At 48.6% G+C, this 23,596-nt stretch carries 15 protein-coding genes; 8 read left to right on the plus strand and 7 right to left on the minus strand.

Translation table 11 applies throughout. The features are described from left to right. Positions 1–115: 115 nt before the first annotated feature. The 3 genes from uxaC to kdgK form a co-directional block, all read right to left on the minus strand. Positions 116–1,546, minus strand: a complete 1,431-nt coding sequence (gene uxaC, locus IDZ20_RS14675) for a glucuronate isomerase (RefSeq protein WP_188152201.1) — start codon at positions 1,544–1,546, stop codon at positions 116–118. Between the two features lie 63 nt (positions 1,547–1,609). Then, on the minus strand, positions 1,610–2,818 hold the full coding sequence (gene manD / locus IDZ20_RS14680; protein WP_188152202.1) for a D-mannonate dehydratase ManD: 1,209 nt from the start codon (positions 2,816–2,818) through the stop codon (positions 1,610–1,612). Positions 2,819–2,958: 140 nt separating this feature from the next. Continuing rightward, positions 2,959–3,954 (minus strand): 2-dehydro-3-deoxygluconokinase, encoded by a 996-nt coding sequence (gene kdgK, locus IDZ20_RS14685; protein ID WP_188152203.1) that lies wholly within the window; start codon positions 3,952–3,954, stop codon positions 2,959–2,961. A gap of 300 nt (positions 3,955–4,254) precedes the next feature. Here kdgK and IDZ20_RS14690 point away from each other — a divergent pair, with 300 nt between their 5' ends. Next, entirely contained in the window at positions 4,255–5,427 is a 1,173-nt protein-coding gene (locus tag IDZ20_RS14690; RefSeq protein ID WP_188152204.1) for a helix-turn-helix domain-containing protein, read from the plus strand. A gap of 27 nt (positions 5,428–5,454) precedes the next feature. Here IDZ20_RS14690 and IDZ20_RS14695 read toward each other — a convergent pair whose 3' ends face one another. Continuing rightward, positions 5,455–8,376, minus strand: a complete 2,922-nt coding sequence (locus tag IDZ20_RS14695) for a glycosyl hydrolase 115 family protein (protein ID WP_188152205.1) — start codon at positions 8,374–8,376, stop codon at positions 5,455–5,457. 427 nt (positions 8,377–8,803) lie between these two features. Here IDZ20_RS14695 and IDZ20_RS14700 point away from each other — a divergent pair, with 427 nt between their 5' ends. From IDZ20_RS14700 to IDZ20_RS14710, 3 genes are all read left to right on the plus strand, one after another. Next, positions 8,804–10,006, plus strand: coding sequence for an endo-1,4-beta-xylanase (locus tag IDZ20_RS14700; RefSeq protein ID WP_245792348.1), 1,203 nt, complete (start codon positions 8,804–8,806; stop codon positions 10,004–10,006). A gap of 29 nt (positions 10,007–10,035) precedes the next feature. After that, positions 10,036–11,841, plus strand: coding sequence for a glycoside hydrolase family 43 protein (locus IDZ20_RS14705; RefSeq protein WP_188152206.1), 1,806 nt, complete (start codon positions 10,036–10,038; stop codon positions 11,839–11,841). Positions 11,842–12,276: 435 nt separating this feature from the next. Then, positions 12,277–15,288, plus strand: a complete 3,012-nt coding sequence (locus IDZ20_RS14710; RefSeq protein ID WP_188152207.1) for a glycan-binding surface protein — start codon at positions 12,277–12,279, stop codon at positions 15,286–15,288. Positions 15,289–15,474: 186 nt separating this feature from the next. On the opposite strand, the gene IDZ20_RS14715 is transcribed toward IDZ20_RS14710, so the two are convergent. Then, a complete protein-coding gene (locus tag IDZ20_RS14715; RefSeq protein WP_188152208.1) occupies positions 15,475–16,173 on the minus strand; it encodes a DUF6445 family protein in 699 nt (232 codons plus the stop codon). A gap of 66 nt (positions 16,174–16,239) precedes the next feature. Beyond that, positions 16,240–17,523 (minus strand): GGDEF domain-containing protein, encoded by a 1,284-nt coding sequence (locus IDZ20_RS14720; protein ID WP_188152209.1) that lies wholly within the window; start codon positions 17,521–17,523, stop codon positions 16,240–16,242. A gap of 170 nt (positions 17,524–17,693) precedes the next feature. On the opposite strand from IDZ20_RS14720, the gene IDZ20_RS14725 reads away from it, so the two are divergent. From IDZ20_RS14725 to IDZ20_RS14740, 4 genes are read left to right on the plus strand one after another with little or no spacing between them, the layout of a single operon-like run. Then, positions 17,694–18,395 carry an ABC transporter ATP-binding protein gene (locus IDZ20_RS14725; RefSeq protein WP_188152210.1) on the plus strand — a complete coding sequence of 234 codons (702 nt, stop codon included), beginning with the start codon at positions 17,694–17,696 and terminating at the stop codon, positions 18,393–18,395. Beyond that, a complete protein-coding gene (locus tag IDZ20_RS14730) occupies positions 18,395–19,645 on the plus strand; it encodes an ABC transporter permease (protein WP_188152211.1) in 1,251 nt (416 codons plus the stop codon). The genes IDZ20_RS14725 and IDZ20_RS14730 overlap by 1 nt, the downstream gene beginning before the upstream one ends. A 21-nt stretch (positions 19,646–19,666) precedes the next feature. Then, a complete protein-coding gene (locus IDZ20_RS14735) occupies positions 19,667–20,923 on the plus strand; it encodes an ABC transporter permease (RefSeq protein ID WP_188152212.1) in 1,257 nt (418 codons plus the stop codon). A 26-nt stretch (positions 20,924–20,949) separates the two neighbouring features. Continuing rightward, complete coding sequence (locus IDZ20_RS14740) at positions 20,950–22,023, plus strand: efflux RND transporter periplasmic adaptor subunit (RefSeq protein WP_188152213.1); 1,074 nt, start codon at positions 20,950–20,952, stop codon at positions 22,021–22,023. A 129-nt stretch (positions 22,024–22,152) separates the two neighbouring features. Here the strand turns inward: IDZ20_RS14740 and IDZ20_RS14745 are convergent, their stop codons facing one another. Further along, entirely contained in the window at positions 22,153–23,568 is a 1,416-nt protein-coding gene (locus tag IDZ20_RS14745; RefSeq protein WP_188152214.1) for a sugar porter family MFS transporter, read from the minus strand. Positions 23,569–23,596 lie beyond the last annotated feature (28 nt).

Consider the following 23,596-nt stretch of genomic DNA (forward strand, 5'->3'; position numbering starts at 1 on the left):
TTCTAGCTTGGGCGTTACCTTGGCAATTGAGCCAATAGTGTAACGGTGAGCCTAGCGCGATACACCCTCGCTTTCTAGACTAAAAAAATACCTGTTACTCAGTTGTAGCGCAAGTCTAGCGGCCAATATTGAGGTTGAAGTACTGATTAGCATTGTTAAAACAAATGTCCTCAACCATACCGCCAACTAAGTTTAGGTCGTTGGGCAGCTCGCCGTTCTCAATCCAGTTGCCGAGCATTTCACACAGTAAGCGACGGAAGTATTCGTGCCGCGTGTAGGACAGGAAGCTACGTGAATCGGTGAGCATGCCCACAAAGCGACTGAGTAAGCCGAGTTGTGAGAGTTGCATCATTTGCCGCAGCATGCCGTCCTTCTGATCGTTAAACCACCAGCCGGAACCGAGCTGTACCTTGCCTGCGACCGCGCCGTCCTGAAAATTGCCGATCATGGTGCCAAGCACTTCATTGGCGCTGGGGTTGATGCCGTAGAGAATGGTTTTGGGCAGCTCGTTGCTAATATCCATAGCGTTGAGTAGGCCGGCCAGCGGCGCGGCTAGGGGTAGGTCACCAATCGAGTCAAATCCGGTATTGGGGCCTAGTTGTGTGTGCAGGCGACTATTGTTATCGCGCTGTGCACCCATGTGATATTGCATTACCCAGCCGCGTTCGGCGTATTGGCGCCCCAGCCACACCTGAACAGCGGTGCTGAATTGGGCGATTTCGAGCTCGCTTAATAGGCATTGACTGTCGGTGCCCTGATTGAGCCGGCGTTGCAGTATGGCGTCTAGATCGTTTATGTCGGGTACGGGAGCGTAGCGCACCACTTCTATACCGTGGTCGGCGATTGAGCAGCCGTGAGCGCCAAAGTGATCGAGCCGCTGCTTGAGGGCGCGAGTTAAATCATCGAATCGGGTGATAGTGATATCGGCGGCAGCACCTAAGCGCTCGAGGTAGTTAATAAAGTTGGGCAGCTCAATTTTGTAGCTGCGGTCGGGTCTAAAGCTGGGCAAAACTTGCACGTCGAAATCGCTGTCTTGCAAGGCTTTGTGGTGGCTTAGGTCGTCGATTGGGTCATCGGTGGTGCCCACCATCTTCACATTCATCTGCTGCATAATACCGCGTGCGCTGAACTCGGGAGTCGCCAGCATGGCGTTGCACTCGCGCCAGATTTGGTTAGCTGTTTTCGGGCCGAATAGTCGCCCATAAATACCAAAGGGGCGCTGAAGTTCGAGGTGGGTCCAGGTATACAGGGGGTTGCCTAGACATTGCGGAACGGTGTTGGCCCATGCTTGATACTTCTCTAAATCTGTAGCCTTGCCCGTTATTAAGTGCTCACTAACTCCGGCAGTGCGGAGCGCTCGCCACTTGTAGTGATCACCTTCAAGCCAGATTTGTGCGAGGTTATCGAACTGGCGGTCTGCGGCGATTTCGGCGGGCGGTAGATGGCAGTGATAGTCGATGATCGGCTGGGATGCCGCGTGTTGGTGATACAGCTCGAGAGCGCTATCTGTAGAGAGTAAAAAGTCTTCGCCCATAAACGATTTCATGTTGGATCCTTTTAGTCGGCGCCGGTTTGCGTCTGGCACCTAACAGTCAAATTCAAAAAGTGTTTACCAATTCCACAGCGTGCCGTCTTCTAGGCGAGCAACCGGCAGGCAGGCGCGCTTGTAGGGGTATTTAGCGGCGAGCTCTTCGTTGATATCAACGCCGTGACCGGGCAGTTCACCGGGGGTGAAGTAGCCGTCATTGAAACGGTAGGCGTGGGGGAATACTTCGAGCATTTGCTCACTGTGTGCCATATGTTCCTGAATGCCAAAGTTCGGCACCCAGTAGTCAAAATGCAGCGCTGCGCCCATGCAAACCGGTGACAGGTCGGTAGCGCCGTGACTGCCGGTGCGCACATTATACAGGGCGGCGAAATCGGCAATGCGACGCAGGTGGGTAATGCCGCCGGCGTGAACTACGGTGGTACGAATATAGTCTATCAACTGGTTTTGAATCAGTTCGCGGCAGTCGTGAATACTGTTGAACACTTCGCCGACAGCCAGCGGTGTGGTGGTGTGTTGGCGGATCAGCTTAAACGCTTCTTGGTTTTCTGCTGGCACGCAGTCTTCAAGCCAGAACAGGTGATAGGGCTCGACTTCTTTGCCAAGTCTAGCGGCTTCTATTGGTGTTAAACGGTGGTGAACGTCGTGCAATATATGCAAATCGTCGCCAAACTGTTTGCGAACTTCTTGGAACAGCTGGGGGATGTGGTTGAGGTATTTTTCAGTCGACCAGCTAGTTTCCGAAGGCAGGTCTGAATCGGCTGGCTCGTAGGCCTTATTGCCCTTGGGCACGCCATAGGTGCTGGCGATGCCGGGAATGCCACATTGTACCCGTACGGCTTTATAGCCTTTCTCAACGTACTTGCCTACCTGCTCCAGAGTCGATTCAATATCGTGGCCATTGGCGTGGGTGTAAACCATAACCCCATCGCGGCTGCGACCACCAAGTAGCTGGTAGAGCGGCATGTTGGCAAGTTTGGCTTTTATATCCCATAGCGCCGTGTCGATAGCGGCAATGGCAGTCATCCCCACGGGCCCACGACGCCAGTAAGCACCACGGTAAAAAAATTGCCAGATGTCTTCAATTCGCTGTGGATCGCGACCAATTAGCGACGGACATAGATAATCTTCCAAGAAAGACACCACCGATTTCTCGCGTCCATTGAGGGTGGCGTCGCCGATGCCGTAAACACCTTCATCGGTGACGATTTTAAGGGTGACAAAATTGCGGCCGGGGCTGCAAACAATAACTTTCGCTTCTGTGATTTTCACGTGAGTAAACTCCGAGGGGCGCTAGCGGCGCGCTGGCGACCTAATTTTTAGTCTTAAGGTTAACTATGGGTTGCAATAAGCGGCTGCTTGAATTGCGGAAGATTACGCTCAAGGGTTGCAGCTGGACTGAGAGCTTCTGTTTAGTTGGTTGCTTCTCCTAGGGTCAGCATGTCGGGCATATATTTCCGTGCGAGGATGCCGCCACGGTGCTGGATAACGGTGCTTGCCAGTTTATGCCCCCATTTTGCAGCCAAGCGCGGGCTTTTTCCGTGCAGGCGCGCGGCCAGATAAGCGCCGCTAAAGGAGTCGCCAGCGGCAGTAGTATCAACCACTTTAGTGACCGGCTCGGCAGGTATCGATAACACGCCGTGGTCGAAGCGTACTAAGCAGGGCTCGGCGCCGCGCTTGATGACGATCTCGTCGATCCCGAGGGATGCGCAGCGCACCAATACGTGCTCGGCTGAGGGCGAATTAAACAGGAGTTGCTCATCTTCAAGCGTGAGTAAGGCAATATCGCACTTGGCGAGAAATTGGTTGTAAACGCGTTTTGCCTCGTCGACGCTGGACCAGAGATTGGGACGATAGTTGTTATCGAAGACAACCTTGCCGCCCTTGGCGCGCATCTTGTCGAGGGTGGCTAGAAGCTTAATGCGACTAGTTTCCGGCAGAATGGCTAGGCTAATCCCGCTGATATAGATTAAGTCGAAGGATTCGAGCTCTTTCAGCGTAGCGTCGGCACCTGGGTGCTCAAAGCACTGACGTGCAGCGGAGTCGTTCCGCCAATAGGTGAAACTGCGTTCGCCAGACTCGTTAAGGTGAATATAGTAGAGGCCGGGGTTTTTGTCGGGTATACGGGCTACCAGTTCGCAGCGAATGCCTTCAAGCTGCCACTGGTGAAGCATGCGTTCACTAAATGGGTCTTCGCCCATGGCGGTAACATAGTGCACGCGCCAACGAGAGGAACCGAGCAGTCGCGCCAAGTAAACGATGGTGTTGTAGGTATCGCCCGCCATGCCCTGCTGTAAGCCGCCCTTGCCGTTACCGCCAATTTCGATCATGCATTCGCCAATTGCGGCGAGGCGTCGGGTTACGCCAATGCTGGGCGGGTTGGGGAAAAGTGGGGCATTTTGATTCATCTTGGAGCGGGTATCCAGCAGGTCTGCGAGCGTGGGATATAGTCAGCAAGACTATACAAGCGCCCTAAAAGTTACAACTATCAAACCCCTATTAATAGTAGGTAATAGGGGCTAATTTAGTCTTATTGAGGTTCGATTTGGCTAAACCGAACCTGTTTTTGATGATTGTTGGTTAGCATAGCCAATGGCTAATCGATATAGCCGTCATCCATACACTTGTTACCCACCGCAAAATTAGTGTCGCGCGACGAGTGCGGTCGAACGATGGTGCACCAGACTTCATTTTCAAGGAATGCTCGAATGCCGTATGAAACATCTTACCAAGTATATTTAATTTTAGACGTCATCACGGTGTTTTTGTTGTTGTTCTTCGCTTTGTTCTTATTTACGAGCCAGCGTGGCAATCGGCTCAGTAATCTGTTGTTGGCGGCACTAATGTTTTCCAGCGCCTGTGCCTATATGGATGGTGTGCTGATCAAATTGCAGCTGAATGTGCATTACAACTACACGCACATTGTTCACGCGGCTATGTCGTTTGACTATCTTTTGGGGCCGCTCTTGCTGCTTTATTTGCAGTCGCGTATACAGCAGTCGTTCCGGTTAGTGTCTAGGCATGGGTTGCATTTTATCGCCTTCATCTGTCATTTCGGCTATATGATTTATCGCCTCGGGTTTGGTCCGCAAACCTTAGAACAACAGCAGGTGGCTGCGAACTACGTTTTTTCCTTTGCGGAAGTCCGTGTTCTTACCAGTTTAAGTACGCTGTATATGGGCCTGTATCTGGTTTGGTTGTACCTGTTGCTGTATCGCTATCACCGTGAGTTGGGCGCTAATTTTTCCACTATCAAAAATCGTAATCTCGGTTGGATGTTGCTGTTAGTGGGTGGTTTTACCTGCGCTACGCTGATGCGTTATGCGAATAACCTATTGTGGTTACAGTTTCCAGAGATTGCCTATGTGAACCCGTTGGATTTAAAACTATTTGCGGTAATGGGGTTGTTTGTGGCAACCAATGCGGTGGTTTTTGTGACTTTACAGCAGCCGGATATCTTGCAGCTTCCCGCTAACGCTAAGCTTATGGCTATTCCAGCCATTCCGGCGAAACAGGCACTGCTTCCAGATTCAGTGAAGTTGGAATATGTGGCGATGGTACGCAATTATATGGAGCGCCAAAAACCCTATTTGGATTCCGATTTAACGCTCAACTCGTTTGCGCAGCAGCTAGATATTCCCGCCCATCACTTATCCCATGTATTAAATGCCGATTTCCATAAAAACTTTTATGAATTTGTAAACGGCTACCGCATTGAAGAAGCAAAGGACCGCTTGTGCGCACATAATGCTGAAAAAATTACCGACATTATGTACGCCTGCGGATTCAATTCGAAGTCGGTGTTCAACACCACCTTCCGCACTATGACGGGTATTACGCCGTCACAGTTCCGCAAAGCCAATTTACCCAAAACAGCCTAGTGCTGGGTTAATAACTTGGCGGGTCGATTATAGTTTTTGACTTTCTTCCGGGCCGAGGTAACTGGGAAGTAAGCCGCCGGTATCGACAATAATTTTTTGCAGGGTCACGCCTGGGTCGATCATGTAAAGACGAATCTTATTGCGCCCAGTGGTTGTAACCTGATGTTGACTTTTGCTAACGCGAACGCCGTTGCGTACCGATTCCTCCCAGTTGCTGTCCGTTCCATTCATGCCCTCGACAATATCGATAATCTGCGGCGTTTCATCGCCAATCGCTACCGCATAGCGCAGGCCGTGGCCTGGGGTAAACGGCCAGCTAGGTGCGACGTGGGTGCTGAGTTCAAAGGTGCCGGTGTTTACGAAGGTGACGTCATATTCTAGGTAAGGTGCTTCGCTTGGTTTGCTAAAGCTTTTGTCGCCGATTGGAAATACCGACATAGCGCTTTGCGTGCGACCGTGTTGAGGAATTTCTTGCCAGCTTAAACCGCTGGCTTTTTTATTGGCGCTGAAGCTCGCGGCTTCTATGCTGATATAGCCATCCGCTTCAACAAACCCGCGTGCAGTTTTTCGCAATTTAGCGCTGGGCTTAGTGATGTTGACGCGGATATGAGCGCCCTGCCAACCCGTGCCCTTAATGTTGAGTGTTGTACTGTGCTCTCCGTCGGGTACCTTATCCCAATCGATACTGACATCGATCTTTTCGCTTACTGTTACTGTACCGGTGCTGTCGCTAAGTTTAATCCATGGCTCGCTGGTTGTAATACGATAGTCGAACGCTTTCGTTCCGCGGTTATAGATCTCTAGTGAACGTTTTGATTTACCAAAGAAATCAAAATTGAGTTCAAACTTTCCTGTGTGCGGCCAGTGACCAGAGACGGCGGCGGGCCAGCCAGACTCGATGCCTTCAACGGCGATACCCATTTCGGCATAGTTGCCTGGGCTGTAATGGTGAGTGGCGGGAAGCTGGTCGCCTTCAGGGTTATTCCAGTTGGTGTAACCGATATGTGGTTGATTCATAAAGTGGTTCCACTTACCGCCATTAATCAGGTGGTACTGATTTTTCAATTCGGTGTCAGCGGCAAACAGAGCTTCAGCTTTTGCGGCGTAAATATTGGTATCGGCGCGACCCTGTTCGGCATACAAGCGGTTGCGCCCTAGCGCTATATTTAACTTGGTCACTATTGTGCTGGCTTTAACCGGATGCAGGACTAACTGAAAAAATGCGGACTTTTTTTCAGCGGGAATTTTTGCGTAGAGTTGCTCTGCGCTCGCTACCAGTTGATCGAGTTCGGCTTCAATACGCGCAGCTTCGTTGTAGTAAAGCAGGCTATAGGTGTTCGGCTCCATTAGTTCGGGCTTGCGGCGACCGTTGTGCCGCGTGTAGCCGGTCATTAATGTTTCGATTTCGGCCGCATATTCAGCGCCGAATTCACGTGTCGCCCAAAGTATACCGAATTCTTGCAGGCGCTCTTTTGGCCAGCTTTCTGGATCCCAGGCCATGCGTAAGAAAAACTCGATGGGATATTCCATCGGTTTGAGGTCGCCGGCATTGGTAATCCAGATTTGATCGGCCTGATATTCATAGGCGAGGTTCATTTGCTCCCAAATTTTGCTAATCGGGTAGGTGTTGATCCAACGATAAGAGCGCGGCCCACCGACATAATCGAAGTGATAGTAAACCCCCGCGCCGCCACTACGCTGACGTTCTTCGGGCGTCGGCAAGCGGCGAATGTTGCCCCAGTTGTCATCGGTCCAAAGCAGAATCACGTCGTCTGGCACACGCATACCTTTTTCGTAATAGCTTTGTACTTCTTTATAGAGGCACCACACTTGTGGCACGTCGGTAATGGGGCGGTCATCGAACACTTTAGTGAGAATATTGCGCTGATCTTGAACGATCGCTTCCAATAGCTCGATATTTTCGCCTTCGCTCATGGGCTTATCTTCTTGGCCGCGCATGCCCATGGTGAAGATGCTTTCATACGCTTTATTGCGACGTGCGCCCTGCTCCCAAAATTTTGCCAGCTCATCGGGGTTGGTTGAATACTCCCAGCGACCTTTGCCGTAGCGGTTCCATTCCTTGTCGGCACGCATCATAGGTTCGTGGTGCGAGGTGCTCATAACAATGCCGTACTCGTCGGCCAGAATCATGTTTTGTGGGTCGTCGTCGGCAAAGGCGTTGTTCCACATTGCAGGCCAAAGAAAGTTAGCTTTCAGGCGCAGCAACAGCTCGAATACTTTTACATAGAATTCGTGGTTGTAATTGCCGTGGTTCTGATAAACCCAGTTGCTGAGCGCCGGGGCTTCGTCGTTTAAGAATATGCCGCGATACTTCACTTTCGGTGCAGCTTGGGTTCGCAGTTGTTTGCTTAGGTAAAGTACTGGTTTGCTGGCCACCGGCACATCGGCCCAGTAGTACCAAGGCGATACCCCAATCTCTTCGGAGACATCGTAGATGCCATAGATTGTCCCGCGCATGTCGGCGCCAGCGATAACCAGTGCGCGCTCAACCCCAGGCAGTGGTTTGTTGACGACTTGCATGTGGTAGCCGTCCCATTTGCCTTTGATGGCGCTTGGGTCAATTGCGCCGCGGGCAATCAGGTCGTCAATAATAGGGCTAACGCCAATGGTGCCTGCGATTACCGCGTGGCCGCTAAGTTCGGCCGCGTTGTGGGTAAGTTGCGCACGCTTACCGGTTACGCGCTCAATATCGGCCTGTAGGTCACTAAGTGCGTGCAACGCGCCTTTGTGATCGTTGCTGTCCATGAACAGTACAGCCTGCTCGCTGGGGCCTACTAGTTCAAATGCGTCTTTGCGAGGCTTTTCAAGCAGATAGGCCTTATCACCCAAACCGCCGAGCGCGAACTGACTTAGGGCAAGTGTTAGAGCGCACGTCAGTACCAGCAGCGACCTGCTGGGTTTGCGAGGGGTGATAATGGTTGAAAACATGGATTGACTCCTTGATGGGCCTAAAATAAGGTGCTTTAGCTGTATGGCAAGTAATCGAGCAAGTAACCGAGTGTAGCTTACAGCGGCTGCAGGTAAGGTTAGTTCAGCTGCGTTGGTTTCACATCGATAGCTTAAGCCGCTGACCGATTTTGCATCGCTTTATGAGTTTGTATCGTTTCATCATATTTAATGAATAGTCACTGATTATAGCCATTGTGGGTTTGGATAAGGCGGTTGAGGGTTAGGCAGCGCGCTAAACATTTCCTGTCAAAAACTAGTGGCGTCTCTTATGGTTTTTTTGACTATAAGATATTTTGGCGTCATTATAGCCGACTAATCGCGCAAATTTAACCGCTGTTCCGTTCGCCGAAGGCGATTCTGGGCTGGTCAATTTAGGTGTAACCCGAAGATGTATATGAGTCTACCTATGTCGAAAAAAATCATGTCAAAAAAAGTGCTGAGTTCAATTCCATTGGCGTTAGCCGTTGTTAGCTTGATAGGTTGCGGAGGGTCAGGCGGCTCGGGCGGAGCAACACCAACGCCCGCACCTACCCCCACGCCGGAAGTAACGCCAGTGCCGACGGCTACTCCAACCCCCGAAGTGACACCCACGCCAAGTGGCGAAATTACGGTTACCAACTTACAGAGCCACGCTAGTTTTCCTATCGGCGTGGCGGTGCCCGCAGGAAATGACTCGAAAAGTGTGTTGAGCAGCAGTAGTCGCAGCGCCATTGTTACCAGCCATTTCGGCCAGATTACCGCCGAAAACATTATGAAGCCTGCTTATTTACACCCGGCAGAGAGCACCTACTTCTTCGATGATGCCGATGCGCTCGTTAACTATGCAACTAGCAATGGCTTGTCGGTACACGGCCATACGCTGGTTTGGCATAGCCAAATTCCGAACTGGATGTCGAACTTTAGTGGCGACGCGGCCGCGTGGACTAGCATGATGGAAAGTCACATCACTACGATTGTTTCACGCTATGCCGATGCCGATATTGTGGTTAGCTGGGACGTGCTGAACGAAATCATCTCCGACAGTAACGGCGCACTGCGCGACAGCGTTTGGTTGCAGAATATTGGCGAAAGCTATATCGAAAAAGCCTTTATTGCGGCGCGGGCAGCGGATGATGACGCCCTTCTATACTACAACGATTACAACTTGAGCAACGACGGTTCTAAAACCGCTGCGATGGTTAGCTTGGTTACGGACTTGGTTGCTCGAGACATTCCTATCGACGGTGTCGGTTTTCAGATGCATATTTTGAGTGATTGGCCGTCTGCAAATGCGATTAAGAATACCTTTCAAGACGTTGTCGATTTGGGTTTGATGGTAAAGATTACCGAGCTCGATATCACCATGAACTCTGATGAGGATATGACCGAGCTGAGCGCGACTGCTGAGCAGCTGCAAGCGGATCGTTACCAGGCTGTCCTGGCAGCGTATTTGGAAGTTGTTCCTCCAGCTCAGCGCGGCGGTGTAACCGTGTGGGGTATTACCGACGCCGACAGTTGGATACCAAACTTCCGCGGACATCCGGATTGGCCCTTGTTATTTAATGCCGATTATTCGCCCAAGCTGGCCCTACAAGGCTTTGCTGATGCACTTACTGCTGCGCAACCTTAAAAGGTCTGTAGCAAGGGGAGGGAGAGGTTATGGCTAAACGTGGTTATGCAATATTGGGTTCAAAGCGCCAAATTGCTTGGACTTTGCTGGCAGTCATAGTCCCTATTCTATGTGCTTGTAGTCTAAGGCCGACTGGCGAAGAGGGCCGCGATAGCGCGGCTATGGATACAGCGGCCGCGACTAAGGACGTGCAGCCGGTTTATTTCGATTGGTTTGAATACCGCGGCAATGACCCGATGTTTGCCGAGCCACTTGCACCGGGTGAATTCCAAAATCCGATTTTAGCGGGCTTCTATCCAGATCCGAGTATTGTCTATGCTGAGGATGCCTACTACATGGTGACCTCGTCATTCTCTTATTATCCAGGTATCCCACTGTTTCGTTCGACCGATCTGGTTAATTGGCAGCAGCTAGGTCACGTGCTTACCCGTCCGAGCCAACTAAAACTGCATGAGGTGGGCGTTTCTAGGGGAATCTACGCGCCTACTATTCGATATCACCAGGGTACTTTCTACGTAATTAGCACGGCGGTTGATAGCGGTGGCGGTAACTTTATCGTTACAACTCGTGACCCCGCTGGAGAGTGGTCAGATCCAATCTACCTACCTGAAATTAATGGTATTGATCCAGATCTTTTCTTTGATGACGACGGTAAAGTTTACATTGCTCACAATGGGCCGCCGATTGGTGAGCCGCTGTATCAAGGGCACCGCGCTATCTGGTTGTGGCAGTATGATCTCGGTACGCAAAAAGTAATGGCTGGCACTGGCCGCGTGATTGTCAATGGTGGGGTCGATTTGGCTTCTGAGCCGGTATGGATCGAGGCGCCACATATCTATCGCGTGGATGGGTGGTATTACCTACTTTGTGCGGAAGGCGGCACGTCGGATAAGCACTCTGAAGTTGTGTTTCGTACCCGCAGTCTAGATAAGCCGTTCTCGCCCTACTCGGGTAACCCAATTTTAACGCAGCGCGACCTAGACCCCAATCGCGCCAACCCAGTCGCAACCGCAGGTCATGCCGATCTGGTACAGACTCCCGCCGGCGACTGGTGGGTGGTGTTCCTCGCCACTCGAAATTACCAACAACGCCATTTTAATACTGGCCGGGAGACCTTTTTACTACCGGTAAAATGGCGCGATGGCTGGCCAATAATTTTGCCGAAAGGTGAGCTGGTAGCGCTGCGGTCGGAAGCCCCCGCTTTGCCGATAACGAATACCCGTACTATTAATGTAAATAGTAGAGCCGGTATTCAGCCGACTACGGGTAATTTTATCTGGCGGGATGACTTTGACGGCGAGGTCTTATCGATGCCGTGGAATATGCTGCGCACACCCAGTGAGGGTTGGTATAGCTTTGACGCTGGAAAGCTTGCGATTACTGGCGGATCAAACGATCTTTCCAGCTTGGCGCAGCCCGCGTTTCTGGGCCGCCGATTACAACACCAGAACGCCGTGGCAACTACTAGCTTAGCTGTCCCGAGTAGTCCGAAGCTACGTGCAGGACTAGCAGCTTTTCAGAGCGAACAAGCATACTACTATCTTGCCGTAGAGCGCGTAGGTTCAGATTTAAGTGTAAGCGTATGGCGACAGAATGGTGTTAACTCCGATAGGGTGGTGCAACGCCAACTTACGTCGGGTCTTGACGGGATTGAATTGCGAGTAGAGATTGCCTTGGATCGGATTAGCTTTTCCTATAAAACAGATAAGCTCAACAGCGTGGGTTCTTGGGTAACGCTTGTGGAGAATCTTGACGCGAAGATTCTAAGCACCGCTCAAGCTGGAGGCTTCGTGGGTAGCTATTTGGGCCTTCACGTCGTCAACACCGACGATTAATATCGTATGGCACAAATCTGCGGTCAGTTGAGCAGAGTTGACGTGTTTTATTCCTCTTTGGCAGGGGGTGTTGTTTAGCTGGCTATTCTTCAAGGTCTATTGGTCGGGGTTTTAACTAACGGCGTAGCGCGTATATTTGTCTTGGACAGGATGCAACCCTCGGATAGAATGTATCGCGGTTTTAGTGGTGAAATGTCGCGCTAATGGGGGTCAAACCGTGAAAGAATCATTGACAATTGCATGCATAAAGCTCTAAGTTTGGGCGCTGGAATCTGAATGTGGTCGATTCGGCTTAAGAATCCTTGGGCTAACGTGTTTGAAACGCAAATATCGTTCAAATAGAAACGGTATTGACGGATAACATCGATTGCATTGATCAATCGAGAAGATTGCACTCATATTAAGAAACAATAATCTATAAAAGAGGCTAGATAAATGTTTAAGAAATATCTGCTCCTGAGCAGCGTTGCCGCTGCTCTTGCCGGGTGTGGAGGTTCTTCTGAGGTGGACTTGGGGCCTAAGAACACTTCCGTAGCGACCGTGCCAGAAGCCGGCGAAGTTTTTACTGCTGCTTGGGACTTTAGTGATGAGAGCCAAGTTGCCGATTGGTCTATCGAATGGACTAAATCCGATCCAGAAGCTCCTGATTCAGAATTGTATCTTCAGGTTCAACAGCAAGCTTTAGGTGTTAAAGCTTTCTGGGGCGACGATGTAGAAAAAGGCGATAGTGTAACGGTCGTCGGTGTATTGCCGTACGAAGTTGACTTGCGCAACGGGACTATTTTTATGTCCCTCTACTATCCTATACAGCACCTTGGTAACCCTTGGGGAACTGATCCTTGGGGCGAATCTGCGCACCATTTGGGGACGCAGTATGTTGTTGAGGATGCCGATGGTAACCGCGGTCTAATCGACACAGGTAATGGTGGAACTTGGATTAACTCATTTGACATTGATACCAGCGCCTTCATTCGCACGGATATCGATGCTCGTGCAACCAGTACGAATGACGGCTCCGATGGCTTGCCTGTTGAAAAAGGGATTTGGCACGACTTAAAAATCCGTGTCGGTGAAGAGGCAATGGACGCGATCACTGATAACGCCCCAGACATGAGTCGTATCGTCGGTGTTGGTGTCATATATAACTATGCACTTGAAAAGCCTGAATTTCTAACTCACGAATACTACGAAGACGGAACGCCAGAACAGTATTTGTTTATTGATACTGTAGCGCTATATCCGTACGACCCAAGCACCGATGTTTCTGAAGAAACCGGTGACTATGTGGTTGATTTCAGCGCAGGTAACAAGGCCGAATTTGGCGTGCCAACCGTACTGAGTGGTGAGGGTACAGCGATATTTAGTACTGTTTATAATTGGCTGACAGTAACGCCTAGTTGGGCGTCAGCGGAAGATGGCTTTGCAATTGCTTCTGACCTTCCTGTAGCTATGATGCCTTCAATGATGTACCAAGGCAGCTTCTCGTTCGATACTATGATCCCAGGCGACTATTTTGATGATGGCAAGTTAGCTATCCAAGCTTTCTTGGTTGATGTCGACGGCAACAAAGGCTTGTTCCCAATGGAAGCCTTGTCTGGTGGTATGTTCAAGACTGATGAATGGGCGACGTTTAGCTACGACCTAGCGATGGATTTAGAAGAAGGTGAAGGTGCAACCACTAGTCAAATGCTTGAAGAGCTATTTGCTGAGGGTACCTCTGAAAACTTCGATATCAACGCAGTTACTCGATTCGGCTTTAACATCTTCGCCAATGGGCGTGATGTAACTAATGCTGGTGGCCCAATTGGCTTCGATAACATTACCATTGCACCGGGTGTCGAGTTCGTTAGTCAGCAATTGGCTATGTGTTATATCGACCTGCAACCTGTTAAGAACGCAGACCTTACATTCTTCGATTGGGATGAAAAAGGTAAGTGGTGGGGTAATGTAGAGCCAGAAAATGATCCGTTGATATCTATCGATGAATCTAACTATGGCCGCATCAACATGCAAACTGGTGATACAGGTTGGTTCGACTTGTTCTGGAGAAATGGTAATCAGCTAGGTGGTAGTACCGCGGGTACGACTGTTGGCGCTAACATTGCTGACTACTCACTGAAGTTTGATATCAACGTCATGTCACCAATCGATGCTGGTGTGTTTAAAATTCGTTTCCGCGATGCAAGTGGCGTAGACGCTTTCTATGATTGGGCACCGTGGGCGACTTCTGGTCAGCCATACGTTACCAATGGCTGGGTTACAGTTGAAATCCCACTTGCTGATATGAGTTCGCCAGACTACAGCCTGATCGATGAAGAGTTCGGTATGGCGTTTGAAGGTGCTGATATCTTGCTGGATTTTGCAATCGATAATGTACGTTTCGAAACTCCTGGCTTTGGTGATCGTTTGCACCCAACCAAGAGTGACGACTTAGTATTCTTTGATTGGGAAGCGAAAGGCTCTTGGTGGGGAAGTGTTGTTCCCGAAAATGAAAAGAGTATTTCTCTCGATGGCAATGAGTATGGCCGAATTAATCAGCAGGTTGGCGGCACTGGATGGTTTGATTTGTTCTGGAGAAACGGCGATAGCTTAGGCTTGCCTGGCGACGTTGTAGGCACAGATCTAGCTACATACTCTTTGAAGTTTGATATCAACGTGATGTCACCAATCGATGCTGGTGTATTTAAGATCCGATTCCGTGATGAGAGCGGCGTAGATGCATTCTACGAGTGGGGCCCTTGGAATACGCTTGGTGCTGCATGGCAGACGAACGGTTGGATTACTGTCGAAATTCCTTTAACTGAGATGAGTTCTCCAGATTACAGCCAAATCGACCTAGAATTTGGTATGGCGTTTGAGGGTTCGGATCAATTGTTGAACTTTGCGATTGATAACGTTCGCTTCGATACCCGTGATTTCGCTTGCCCAGGACCTGAACCTGTTGCTGATACCAGCTTGGTATTCTTCGACTGGGATGAAAAAGGTAAGTGGTGGGGTAATGTTGAGCCAGAAAATCTCCCAGATATCTCTATCGATGAGTCTAACTATGGTCGTATCAATGCATCTACTGGTGATACTGCTTGGTATGATCTCTTTTGGCGAAATGGCAACCAGTTAGGTGGAAGTGATGCTGGAACAACAGTTGGTAGCAACATCGCGGACTACTCATTGAAGTTCGACTTGAATACGTTTGAACCACTTACAGATGGCGTATTTAAGATTCGATTCCGCGATGCAAGTGGCGTTGATGCCTTCTACGAGTGGGCACCCTGGGCCGCAAGTGGTCAGCCATATGTTACTAATGGTTGGACAACGGTAACTATTCCGCTGTCAGACATGAGCTCGCCAGACTACAGTTTGATCGATGAAGAGTTTGGTATGGCATTTGAGAATGCCGATGTTTTACTTAACTTTGCAATTGACAACGTACGCTTTGAAGCGAACTAAGTCTCTTAACTAGTTCGCCCAATTGGGTGAATCAATCAAAGCCCCAGCTACACGCTGGGGCTTTTTTTTATCCGAAATAAATCAATGTGCAGTCGCGTTGCCAAAGCGGGATTGGATGTGGAATGAGGCAAATGGTGTGGTGATTGGACTGAGCCGGTTACGATCACTGCGTTGTGGTGTTGAACTTTAGGAATGCAGAAACGACGCAATAGTAAGTCGAGCTTCCGTTAAGTTGGTTGAGGTGCTTGGCGGGGAGGCTATGCAGCCGGAATGTAGGCTGGTACAGCGATAGATAATCAAACGGTTAAAGATTGCGTTAGTTATCCCAATTTGCTCGAACAGGGGGGTGCTTCCATTCAGGTACTGAGGTGGTTTCGGTAGTGGCGATTCTGTAAGCTCTTTGTCGAGTCTGGATAAGTAGGGCATACGTCGAGCGCTGTCAACATATTCGTATTCCGTAGAACGGTGCCGATAGAAGGCGGTACCACCAAAATGTTCAGCACATAAATAATATACCGACGCCAAATCTGAACGTTGGGTGCGATCAAAGTGAGGCAGCTGTTGAAGTAAATTTAAATCTTGCGGAGCTGTTGTCACCACCGAATAAAAGCTATCTATTTCTTTGAACTCTCGCCGCGCTAGGCCAAACGTCGCGCGAATTGAATCGCTAAGTTGAGCGTGAATAGCGTCGTTAAAACTGGCAGGCGCTTGAGCGCGAACGCCGGGGTACTGGCCTGAATCGGGTTGAAAAGATACGGTTGAGGCATGCTCCAAGAGAGCTTCTGGGTTAGCTAAAAAATTATCGACGATTAGCAGTGGCTCGCCAGTATCACCAAGAGATAATGTGGTAACACTTATGTCTTTATGAGGGATTAGCGGTTTCATAAGTCTATAGCTAAATTCAGAAAAATGAGGCGTCTGTATTGGATAAGCATTCGCAGCGCTAGTAGCTTAATTAGCGTAAACGACTCTATTCCTGCCAGAGTTTTTGGCTTGATAAAGTGCTTCATCGGCACGTTTAAATGTTATATCAAAAGAGTCTGCATCGGCCATTACCGCGGCACCAATACTAACGGTTATGGGGTGCGTAATTCCGTGTCCAAACTGACATTGCTCTATAGCCCCACACAGTTTATCAGCGAGACCACGAAAATTACTGATAGAGCTAATAGGGCAAAGTAGCACGAATTCTTCGCCGCCCCAACGCCCGAATACATCATCTTGCCTGATATTAGCGACAATAATCTCGACTAGGGAAATAAGAACCTTATCGCCGACATCATGACCGTGAACGTCATTAACGCGCTTAAAGTGATCGATGTCGATAATCATAAGCCCTATCGCTTTTAGGTCAGTGCGCGGGCGATATTTTGTTTGGATGTGATGCATTATCCCTGCACGATTACAAACACCGGTTAAAACATCTGTCGTTGAGAGAACTTCGTATTCGTTCTTTTCTGTTTCTAGCTTTTGATAGCTATTGACCAGCTCAACGATAAGTTGCTGACCCTCGCGGGAGCGCTGATACAGACGATAAAAGCGTGATAGACCCTCCCAAAGTAAAATAACCATCCAAAGTCCAATAATGCCAAGAAGGAAGTTTTCGGTTTTTACCCAGTCACCAACAAGCTGAATCTTCTCTACCCGAACGCGATGGGTGCCGTAAACGACGTGATCGACGCCAATAACAAAAATATTGGTAAATTCAGGTGCTACAAACTGACGCGGAACTTGGTTCTCAGTAATCCACCATTCGGCGACACTAAATTCACTAAACTTTACAAAGATTTCGTGATCAAGTTCGTTAGTGCGCAATTGCGTAGACATAAACTTCGTTGTGGATTCGTTATCCGCCGTGGCGTACGCTGAATTGAAATTACGAATAAATAAACGAATTCGTTCAGCGGAGCCACTATAATGAATCTTAATTTTGAACCCATCATATCGTGATAGGTCCATACCATGAGATGGGTCGGAACCCCAGCTAAGACTGTAACCACAACCAAACTCTAGGCTAGCTGTGTAAGTGCACGCCCAATCTTCTCGTGACTCCGATATCCAGGTTGCCGATTGGCGGCCTGTATTCGGATCGATAGCACTATAAATAGAATGAGATGTAATGCTCGAGGGATGTAAATCGAACTGTTTTTTCGGGGCATAATACTGGGCGAGCACCGCTAGCAAAGTAACAATGACGGCGATAAATCTTATTAGGTTATAAAGATTGGATTTCATTAGCTGTATTAGCGTTAACTAAATCGTTATTTTTATGTTTTTACTACAACGCTGGAGTGTAACAGCGAACCTAGGTAAAGTCGTTGGCTAATCAATACTAATGACGGTATCCGCACCAACGGTCGCGTACACTTAGCCAAGAATCTAAAAAAGAAGGTGTAGCTAAACGCATGATCCAACTCACCGGGTTACATAAATATTATGGTGATCAAGCCCAGCGCTTGCATGTCTTAAAAGGTATCGATCTCTGTGTAGCGGAGGGCGAGCTTGTGTCAATTATGGGTTCATCGGGCTCGGGGAAATCGACCTTACTAAATATTCTAGGGATACTGGATCGGCACGACAGTGGTGAGTATAGGCTCGCTGGAAATATCATTAAAGCGCAAACCGAAAAGCAAGCAGCGCAATTACGGAATGAGCATCTAGGATTCGTGTTTCAATCATTCAACCTGCTGGGCTTTAAGTCTGCAATCGAAAATGTCGCGCTGCCGCTCTACTATCAAAGTGTCTCGCGTAAACAACGCAACTACCGCGCGGAACAGCTTATTGATCGTGTTGGCTTGGCGGATAGAGCCCATCATTTACCATCTGAATTGTCTGGAGGCCAGAAACAGCGAATCGCTATCGCGAGAGCGCTAATTACCAACCCGAAAGTCATCTTAGCGGATGAACCGACCGGCGCACTTGATAGCGAAACCACCAAAGATGTCATGGAGCTATTTAAGGATGTACACAGGGAAGGTAAGACAATCATCATTGTTACCCACGAAGATGATATTGCTAGCCAAACCCAGCGCATGATCCACTTGAAAGATGGCCTAGTTGTCACGGATGAGCTAGGTGAGCGCTATGTTGAAGTCGAGTCGACATAATGGACTTTGACAACCTTCAAGAAATTCTCTTCACTATCGGCAAGAATAAACTCAGAACCTTTCTGACTGCGTTTGGTGTGTTCTGGGGGATCTTAATGCTCATACTTTTACTAGGTGCAGGTAAAGGCTTGGAGAATGGCACCAACAGTAATTTTGGTAGTGACGATCGCACCAGTATCTGGATTAATGCGAGATCTACCGCGATGCCGTATAAAGGTATACCGCAGGGACGTCGAATTGAGTTTGTTGAGGAAGATATTGAAGCAATAAAACGCGAGATAGAGGGTGTGGAATATATTTCTGCCGAAAATCAAGCAGGGGAACGTTGGCGTCGCACGGTGAACGTTACCTATCAAAATAAGTCTGCTAACTTTAGTGTGTTGGGTGTTGCAAATGACTATTTTAATATAAAAAAATATTTGGAGTATCGTGAAGGCCGCACCCTAAATAAACTGGATAATCAAGAAAACCGCAAGGTCGCGATAATAGGTACAGCCGTTCAGGAGGCGTTATTCGGCAAAGAGAATGCTGTTGGTAAGAGTATCCAGTTTCATGGGATTGTGCTAAAAGTCGTAGGCGTTTTCTACGATTCAGGCCGCGAGGGCAGAATGTCTGAGCGCGTCTATGTCCCATTGACAACATTCCAAAAAACATTTGGACGAGGTCAAACAGTCGGCCAAATTACCGTTACGCCGATCACCGCTCGAGATTCCTACAAATTTGAAGATGATATTGTTGCGTTGTTAAAACAACGTCATTTAATCCACCCAAAAGATAGCCGCGCAATTTTCGCCTTTAACTTCGCTCGACAAACGGAACAAATATCGCAAACATTTCGCGCTATTGGCGCCTTCGTGTGGTTTGTCGGCCTGGGTACTTTAGCGGCAGGTATTGTTGGCATTAGTAATATTATGATTATTACGGTAAAGGATCGAACTCGCGAAATAGGTGTACGAAAAGCACTGGGAGCGACACCAAACGCTATTACTTGGATGATCTTAAGCGAGTCGGTACTGATCACCTCAATAGCTGGCTATATGGGTCTTGTAATGGGTGTAGCCTTAATAGAACTGGCAAATATTGTACTGCAAGGTGCGGGAGCAAGTTCATCGTTTTTTCAGCGGCCAGAGGTAGATTTAAATGTAGCCTTTACTGCGATAGTTATACTAGTGGTTGCAGGAACATTTGCGGGCTTGGCGCCGGCACTACGTGCGGCAAAGATCCAGCCTATTGAAGCGATGAGAGAATGATCATGTCCGTAAGGAATGCATATGCACCTCATAGATAGTGATGTTTGGCGAGAAATTTTCGAAAGCTTACGCCGCCATAAACTACGCACAGCATTGACGGCATTTGGCGTATTTTGGGGAATCTTTATGTTGGTGTGTTTAATGGGCGCTGGTAGAGGTCTATTAAATAGCGCTGAAGCTGGCTTTGGTGGATTGCGAAACGCTGTTTATGTTTGGGGAGGCCGTCCGACCAGTATTCCCTATGAAGGGCTGAGTAAGGGACGCTATGTTCGCTTGAATGATACAGACATCGACGCGTTACTATTGCGTGTGCCGGGAATTGAAGCGATTGGACCGGGTAACGGTATGGGGACTCAGTATGCGGTATATAGAGACAAAGGTGATTCGTTTGATGTAACAGGAATCTTGCCGGTAGAGCTTTACGCGAAGGGATATGTACTACACGCTGGACGTTTTTTGAATGAGCTAGATGTAAGTGAGCATAGGAAAACGGCCGTTATTGGTAGCAAAGTAAGTGAAACGTTGTTTGGTACTAGCCAAGAATCGATTGGCAAGTCATTTAGTATTCTAGGTATTCAATTCTTAGTGGTCGGTGTAATTAGCCCATCCGCTACGAGCAATTGGGCGCAGCAAGATCTCAGTAAAATATTCTTACCTCACACGACTTTACGTAAAACATTCAATCAAAGAGATACCGTACATCGAATGTTGATCACGGCTAAAGAAGGCGTTGATACCTCAATTTTGGAAAACAAAATAGGCTCTTTTCTAAGAGCGCGCCACCGAGTTCACCCAGATGATCGGGGTGTGATTGGTAGCTACAACGTGCAGAAAGATTACAATCAAGTACAACAAATGTTCGCAGCTATTTCGATCTTCAGCTGGGTGGTTGCTATAGGCACGATCATCGCCGGCGTGGTTGGGGTTGGCAATATAATGCTAATTTCAGTAAAAGAACGGACCAAAGAAATTGGCATTCGCAAAGCGATAGGTGCAACGCCGTTTTCGATTGTTACGGCAATTATTCAGGAGTCGATGGTAATCACATTTTTTGCCGGCTACCTCGGTTTGGTGGCGGGCGTTGGTGTGGTGGAGTTAATGGCGAAAATTACAGGTGATGCGAAGAGTGGGATCGGCGGATTCTTAAATCCAGAGGTGAGTTTCAGTACAGCGTTAAGCGCGATGTTGGTACTACTAATCGCAGGCGCGTTCGCCTCCTATTTGCCAGCACGAAAAGCCGCGGCAGTAGATCCAGTATTAGCATTACAAGACGAATAATAACGAGTATTAGGAAGTTTCTATTGATGAAAAAATTTATAAGTATTTCAGCGGCCTTATTAATGGCTGTGTTATTTGTGGGGACGGGGGTGTTTCTCTATAAAAAATCGCAACAGAAGCCGGTCGAATATACGACTACCACTGCAGAGATTCGCAGCGTTGTTAAAAAGACTGTGGCAACCGGAAAGATCATTCCACGTCGGGAGGTTGAGATAAAGTCACAGGTATCGGGCGTAGTGGAAAAAATCTATATCGATGCTGGTGAAAAGGTAAAGAAGGGCGAGCTGATCGCTAAGATCGAAATTATCCCGAATATGGAGCGGCTCAATGCTGCGGAGTCGCAAGTCGAAACGGCGAAGCTAAAGCATGCGAACGCAAAGCGAGAGTTTGAACGACAAAAAAAGTTATTTGAAGATCGCCTAATCCCAGAGTTCGAGTTTAATAAATATAGTTTAGACTTCGAGCTTCAGGCTGAAACCCTGCAAGCGGCCGAGAGTAATTTGGCGATTATTCGCGAGGGTGCTTCAAAGAAAGCAGGTAAAGTGTCCAATCATGTGAAGGCGACGCTCGAAGGGTTAATTCTTGATATCCCCGTTAAAGAAGGAACCTTTGTTACCGAGACGAATACTTTTAACGCGGGCACCACTATCGCGAACATAGCCAATATGCAGGATATGATTTTTGACGGTACTGTCGATGAAGCTGAAGTGGGAAAAATTCACGAAGGTATGGAGTTGCTACTCAAAATCGGTGCAATGGATGATCAGTCGTTTGTTGCTGTGTTGGAGTATATTTCACCGAAAGGCATTGATGACCAAGGTACGATTAAATTTCAAATCAAGGCTGCTGTGAAACTGCGGGATGACCTATTCCTGCGGGCTGGTTACAGTGCAACGGCCGATATTGTCTTGGATCAGGCCGATGACGTCTTGGCTATTAACGAACGCGTTTTAATTATTGAAAAAGATAAAATCTATGTTGAGGTCGAAACCGCACCGCAGGTGTTCGAAAAGCGCGAGATAAAAACGGGTCTATCTGATGGCATCTATATACAGGTTCTCGACGGTATTACCGAGCAGACCAAGATTAAAAAACCATAAGCAAACAAAGGTTGCTGATTGAAATGTACCTTGACGTTAACTAGCGAGAATAAAAAAAGCCGGATATTTATCCGGCTTTTTTGTGGCTGATAAAGATAGATCTTATCAGCGACGGGGGCTATACCATCACTAGCCTTGCATATCTTCCAATTCGACGCCTTTAGTCTCGTGAACATATTTGAGCACAAACACAATCGAGATTGCCGCACACAAGGTGTAAAACCCATAGGCGCCTGCGAGGCCGATAGATGAAAGCATAATGGGGAAGGTCATAGTAATCGCAAAATTAGAGCCCCATTGAAATGCACCGGCCACCGCAAGGCCTGAGCCGCGAATCTGGTTGGGAAACATTTCGCCTAACATGACCCACATGATTGGGCCCCAAGACAGATTAAAAAATATCACATATAGATTTGCAGCTGAAAGCGCTAGTACGCCCATTGAATCTGATAGGGCGAGACTTCCGCTGCTGTCTACGCTGGCAGTTGAGAAGGCGGTGGCGGCTAGGCCGAGCGTGATCGCCATACCGGTAGAGCCGATCCATAAAAGGGGCTTGCGGCCGATTTTATCCACGAGTAACAACGCCACTACGCAAGCTGCAATACTGACGGTACCGGAGACCACGTTAATAAATAGCGCATCGTTTTCAGAAAAGCCCACGGATTGCCAAAGTACCGAACCGTAGTAAAACACTACATTAATACCGACCAGCTGCTGGAAGGTTGCCAGGCCAATCCCTACCCAGACGAGCTTGCGAAGCTTACCTGTTTGGCTGTCTAAAAGGTCAGACAAGCTGGGTTTATGGTGATCGCCTGCAAGTGACGCATCAATCTCGTTAAGTTTTTGCGGGCCAATCACGTTACCATAAAGTTTTGACAGAACGGCTAGCGCTGTTTCTTTACGGCCTTTAACAACCAAAAAGCGTGGGCTTTCTGGAATTGAAAATAGCGCTAACAAAAAAATTGTCGCCGGAACTAATTCAATCCAGAACATCCAGCGCCAAGTGGCGTAGCCCATCCACAGCGGATTGAGTGCCGAGCCGGAAACATCTGCGAGTAAATAGTTGCTGAGAAATGCACCGGTCAAACCAGAAATGATCGCCACTTGCTGAATGGTTGCCAAGCGGCCACGGTATCGGGCAGGGGCAACTTCACTGATGTAGGCGGGGGTCATGACACTGGCGGCACCAACGGCTAGGCCGCCAATGATGCGATAGAAAATAAATTCGATAGAACTGGTGGCTACACCTGAGCCCCATGCCGAAATAATAAAAAGCGCCGCTGCAGCAATAAGCATGGTGCGACGGCCGTATATATCGGCTAAGCGGCCCGCAGCCGCAGCGCCAACAGCACAGCCTAAAAGCATCGACGCAACGTTAAAGCCTGTGCCCATGGAGTCGGCGTTAAATGCAGTGCGCAAGCCGTCGACGGTGCCGTTAATAACGCCGCTATCGAAACCGAATAAAAAACCTCCGATTGTAGCTACGCAACTAATGAGCAGAATAAAGCCGAAATTTTCCGACTGTTGGGATTGGGGCTGATTCATAGACGCACCTAAAGTTGACGTTATTGTT

It is taken from the genome of Teredinibacter waterburyi (assembly GCF_001922985.1).
Taxonomy (GTDB): Bacteria; Pseudomonadota; Gammaproteobacteria; order Pseudomonadales; family Cellvibrionaceae; genus Teredinibacter; species Teredinibacter waterburyi.

Coding starts and splice junctions, on each gene's coding strand:
- IDZ20_RS14740 (WP_188152213.1), top strand. CDS start 20,950: ATGAAAAAATTTATAAGTATTTCAGCGGCCTTATTAATGGCTGTGTTA.
- IDZ20_RS14730 (WP_188152211.1), top strand. CDS start 18,395: ATGGACTTTGACAACCTTCAAGAAATTCTCTTCACTATCGGCAAGAAT.
- uxaC (WP_188152201.1), bottom strand. CDS start 1,546: ATGAAATCGTTTATGGGCGAAGACTTTTTACTCTCTACAGATAGCGCT.
- IDZ20_RS14695 (WP_188152205.1), bottom strand. CDS start 8,376: ATGTTTTCAACCATTATCACCCCTCGCAAACCCAGCAGGTCGCTGCTG.
- IDZ20_RS14725 (WP_188152210.1), top strand. CDS start 17,694: ATGATCCAACTCACCGGGTTACATAAATATTATGGTGATCAAGCCCAG.
- IDZ20_RS14720 (WP_188152209.1), bottom strand. CDS start 17,523: ATGAAATCCAATCTTTATAACCTAATAAGATTTATCGCCGTCATTGTT.
- kdgK (WP_188152203.1), bottom strand. CDS start 3,954: ATGAATCAAAATGCCCCACTTTTCCCCAACCCGCCCAGCATTGGCGTA.
- IDZ20_RS14705 (WP_188152206.1), top strand. CDS start 10,036: ATGGCTAAACGTGGTTATGCAATATTGGGTTCAAAGCGCCAAATTGCT.
- IDZ20_RS14700 (WP_245792348.1), top strand. CDS start 8,804: ATGTCGAAAAAAATCATGTCAAAAAAAGTGCTGAGTTCAATTCCATTG.
- IDZ20_RS14745 (WP_188152214.1), bottom strand. CDS start 23,568: ATGAATCAGCCCCAATCCCAACAGTCGGAAAATTTCGGCTTTATTCTG.
- IDZ20_RS14735 (WP_188152212.1), top strand. CDS start 19,667: ATGCACCTCATAGATAGTGATGTTTGGCGAGAAATTTTCGAAAGCTTA.
- IDZ20_RS14690 (WP_188152204.1), top strand. CDS start 4,255: ATGCCGTATGAAACATCTTACCAAGTATATTTAATTTTAGACGTCATC.
- IDZ20_RS14715 (WP_188152208.1), bottom strand. CDS start 16,173: ATGAAACCGCTAATCCCTCATAAAGACATAAGTGTTACCACATTATCT.
- IDZ20_RS14710 (WP_188152207.1), top strand. CDS start 12,277: ATGTTTAAGAAATATCTGCTCCTGAGCAGCGTTGCCGCTGCTCTTGCC.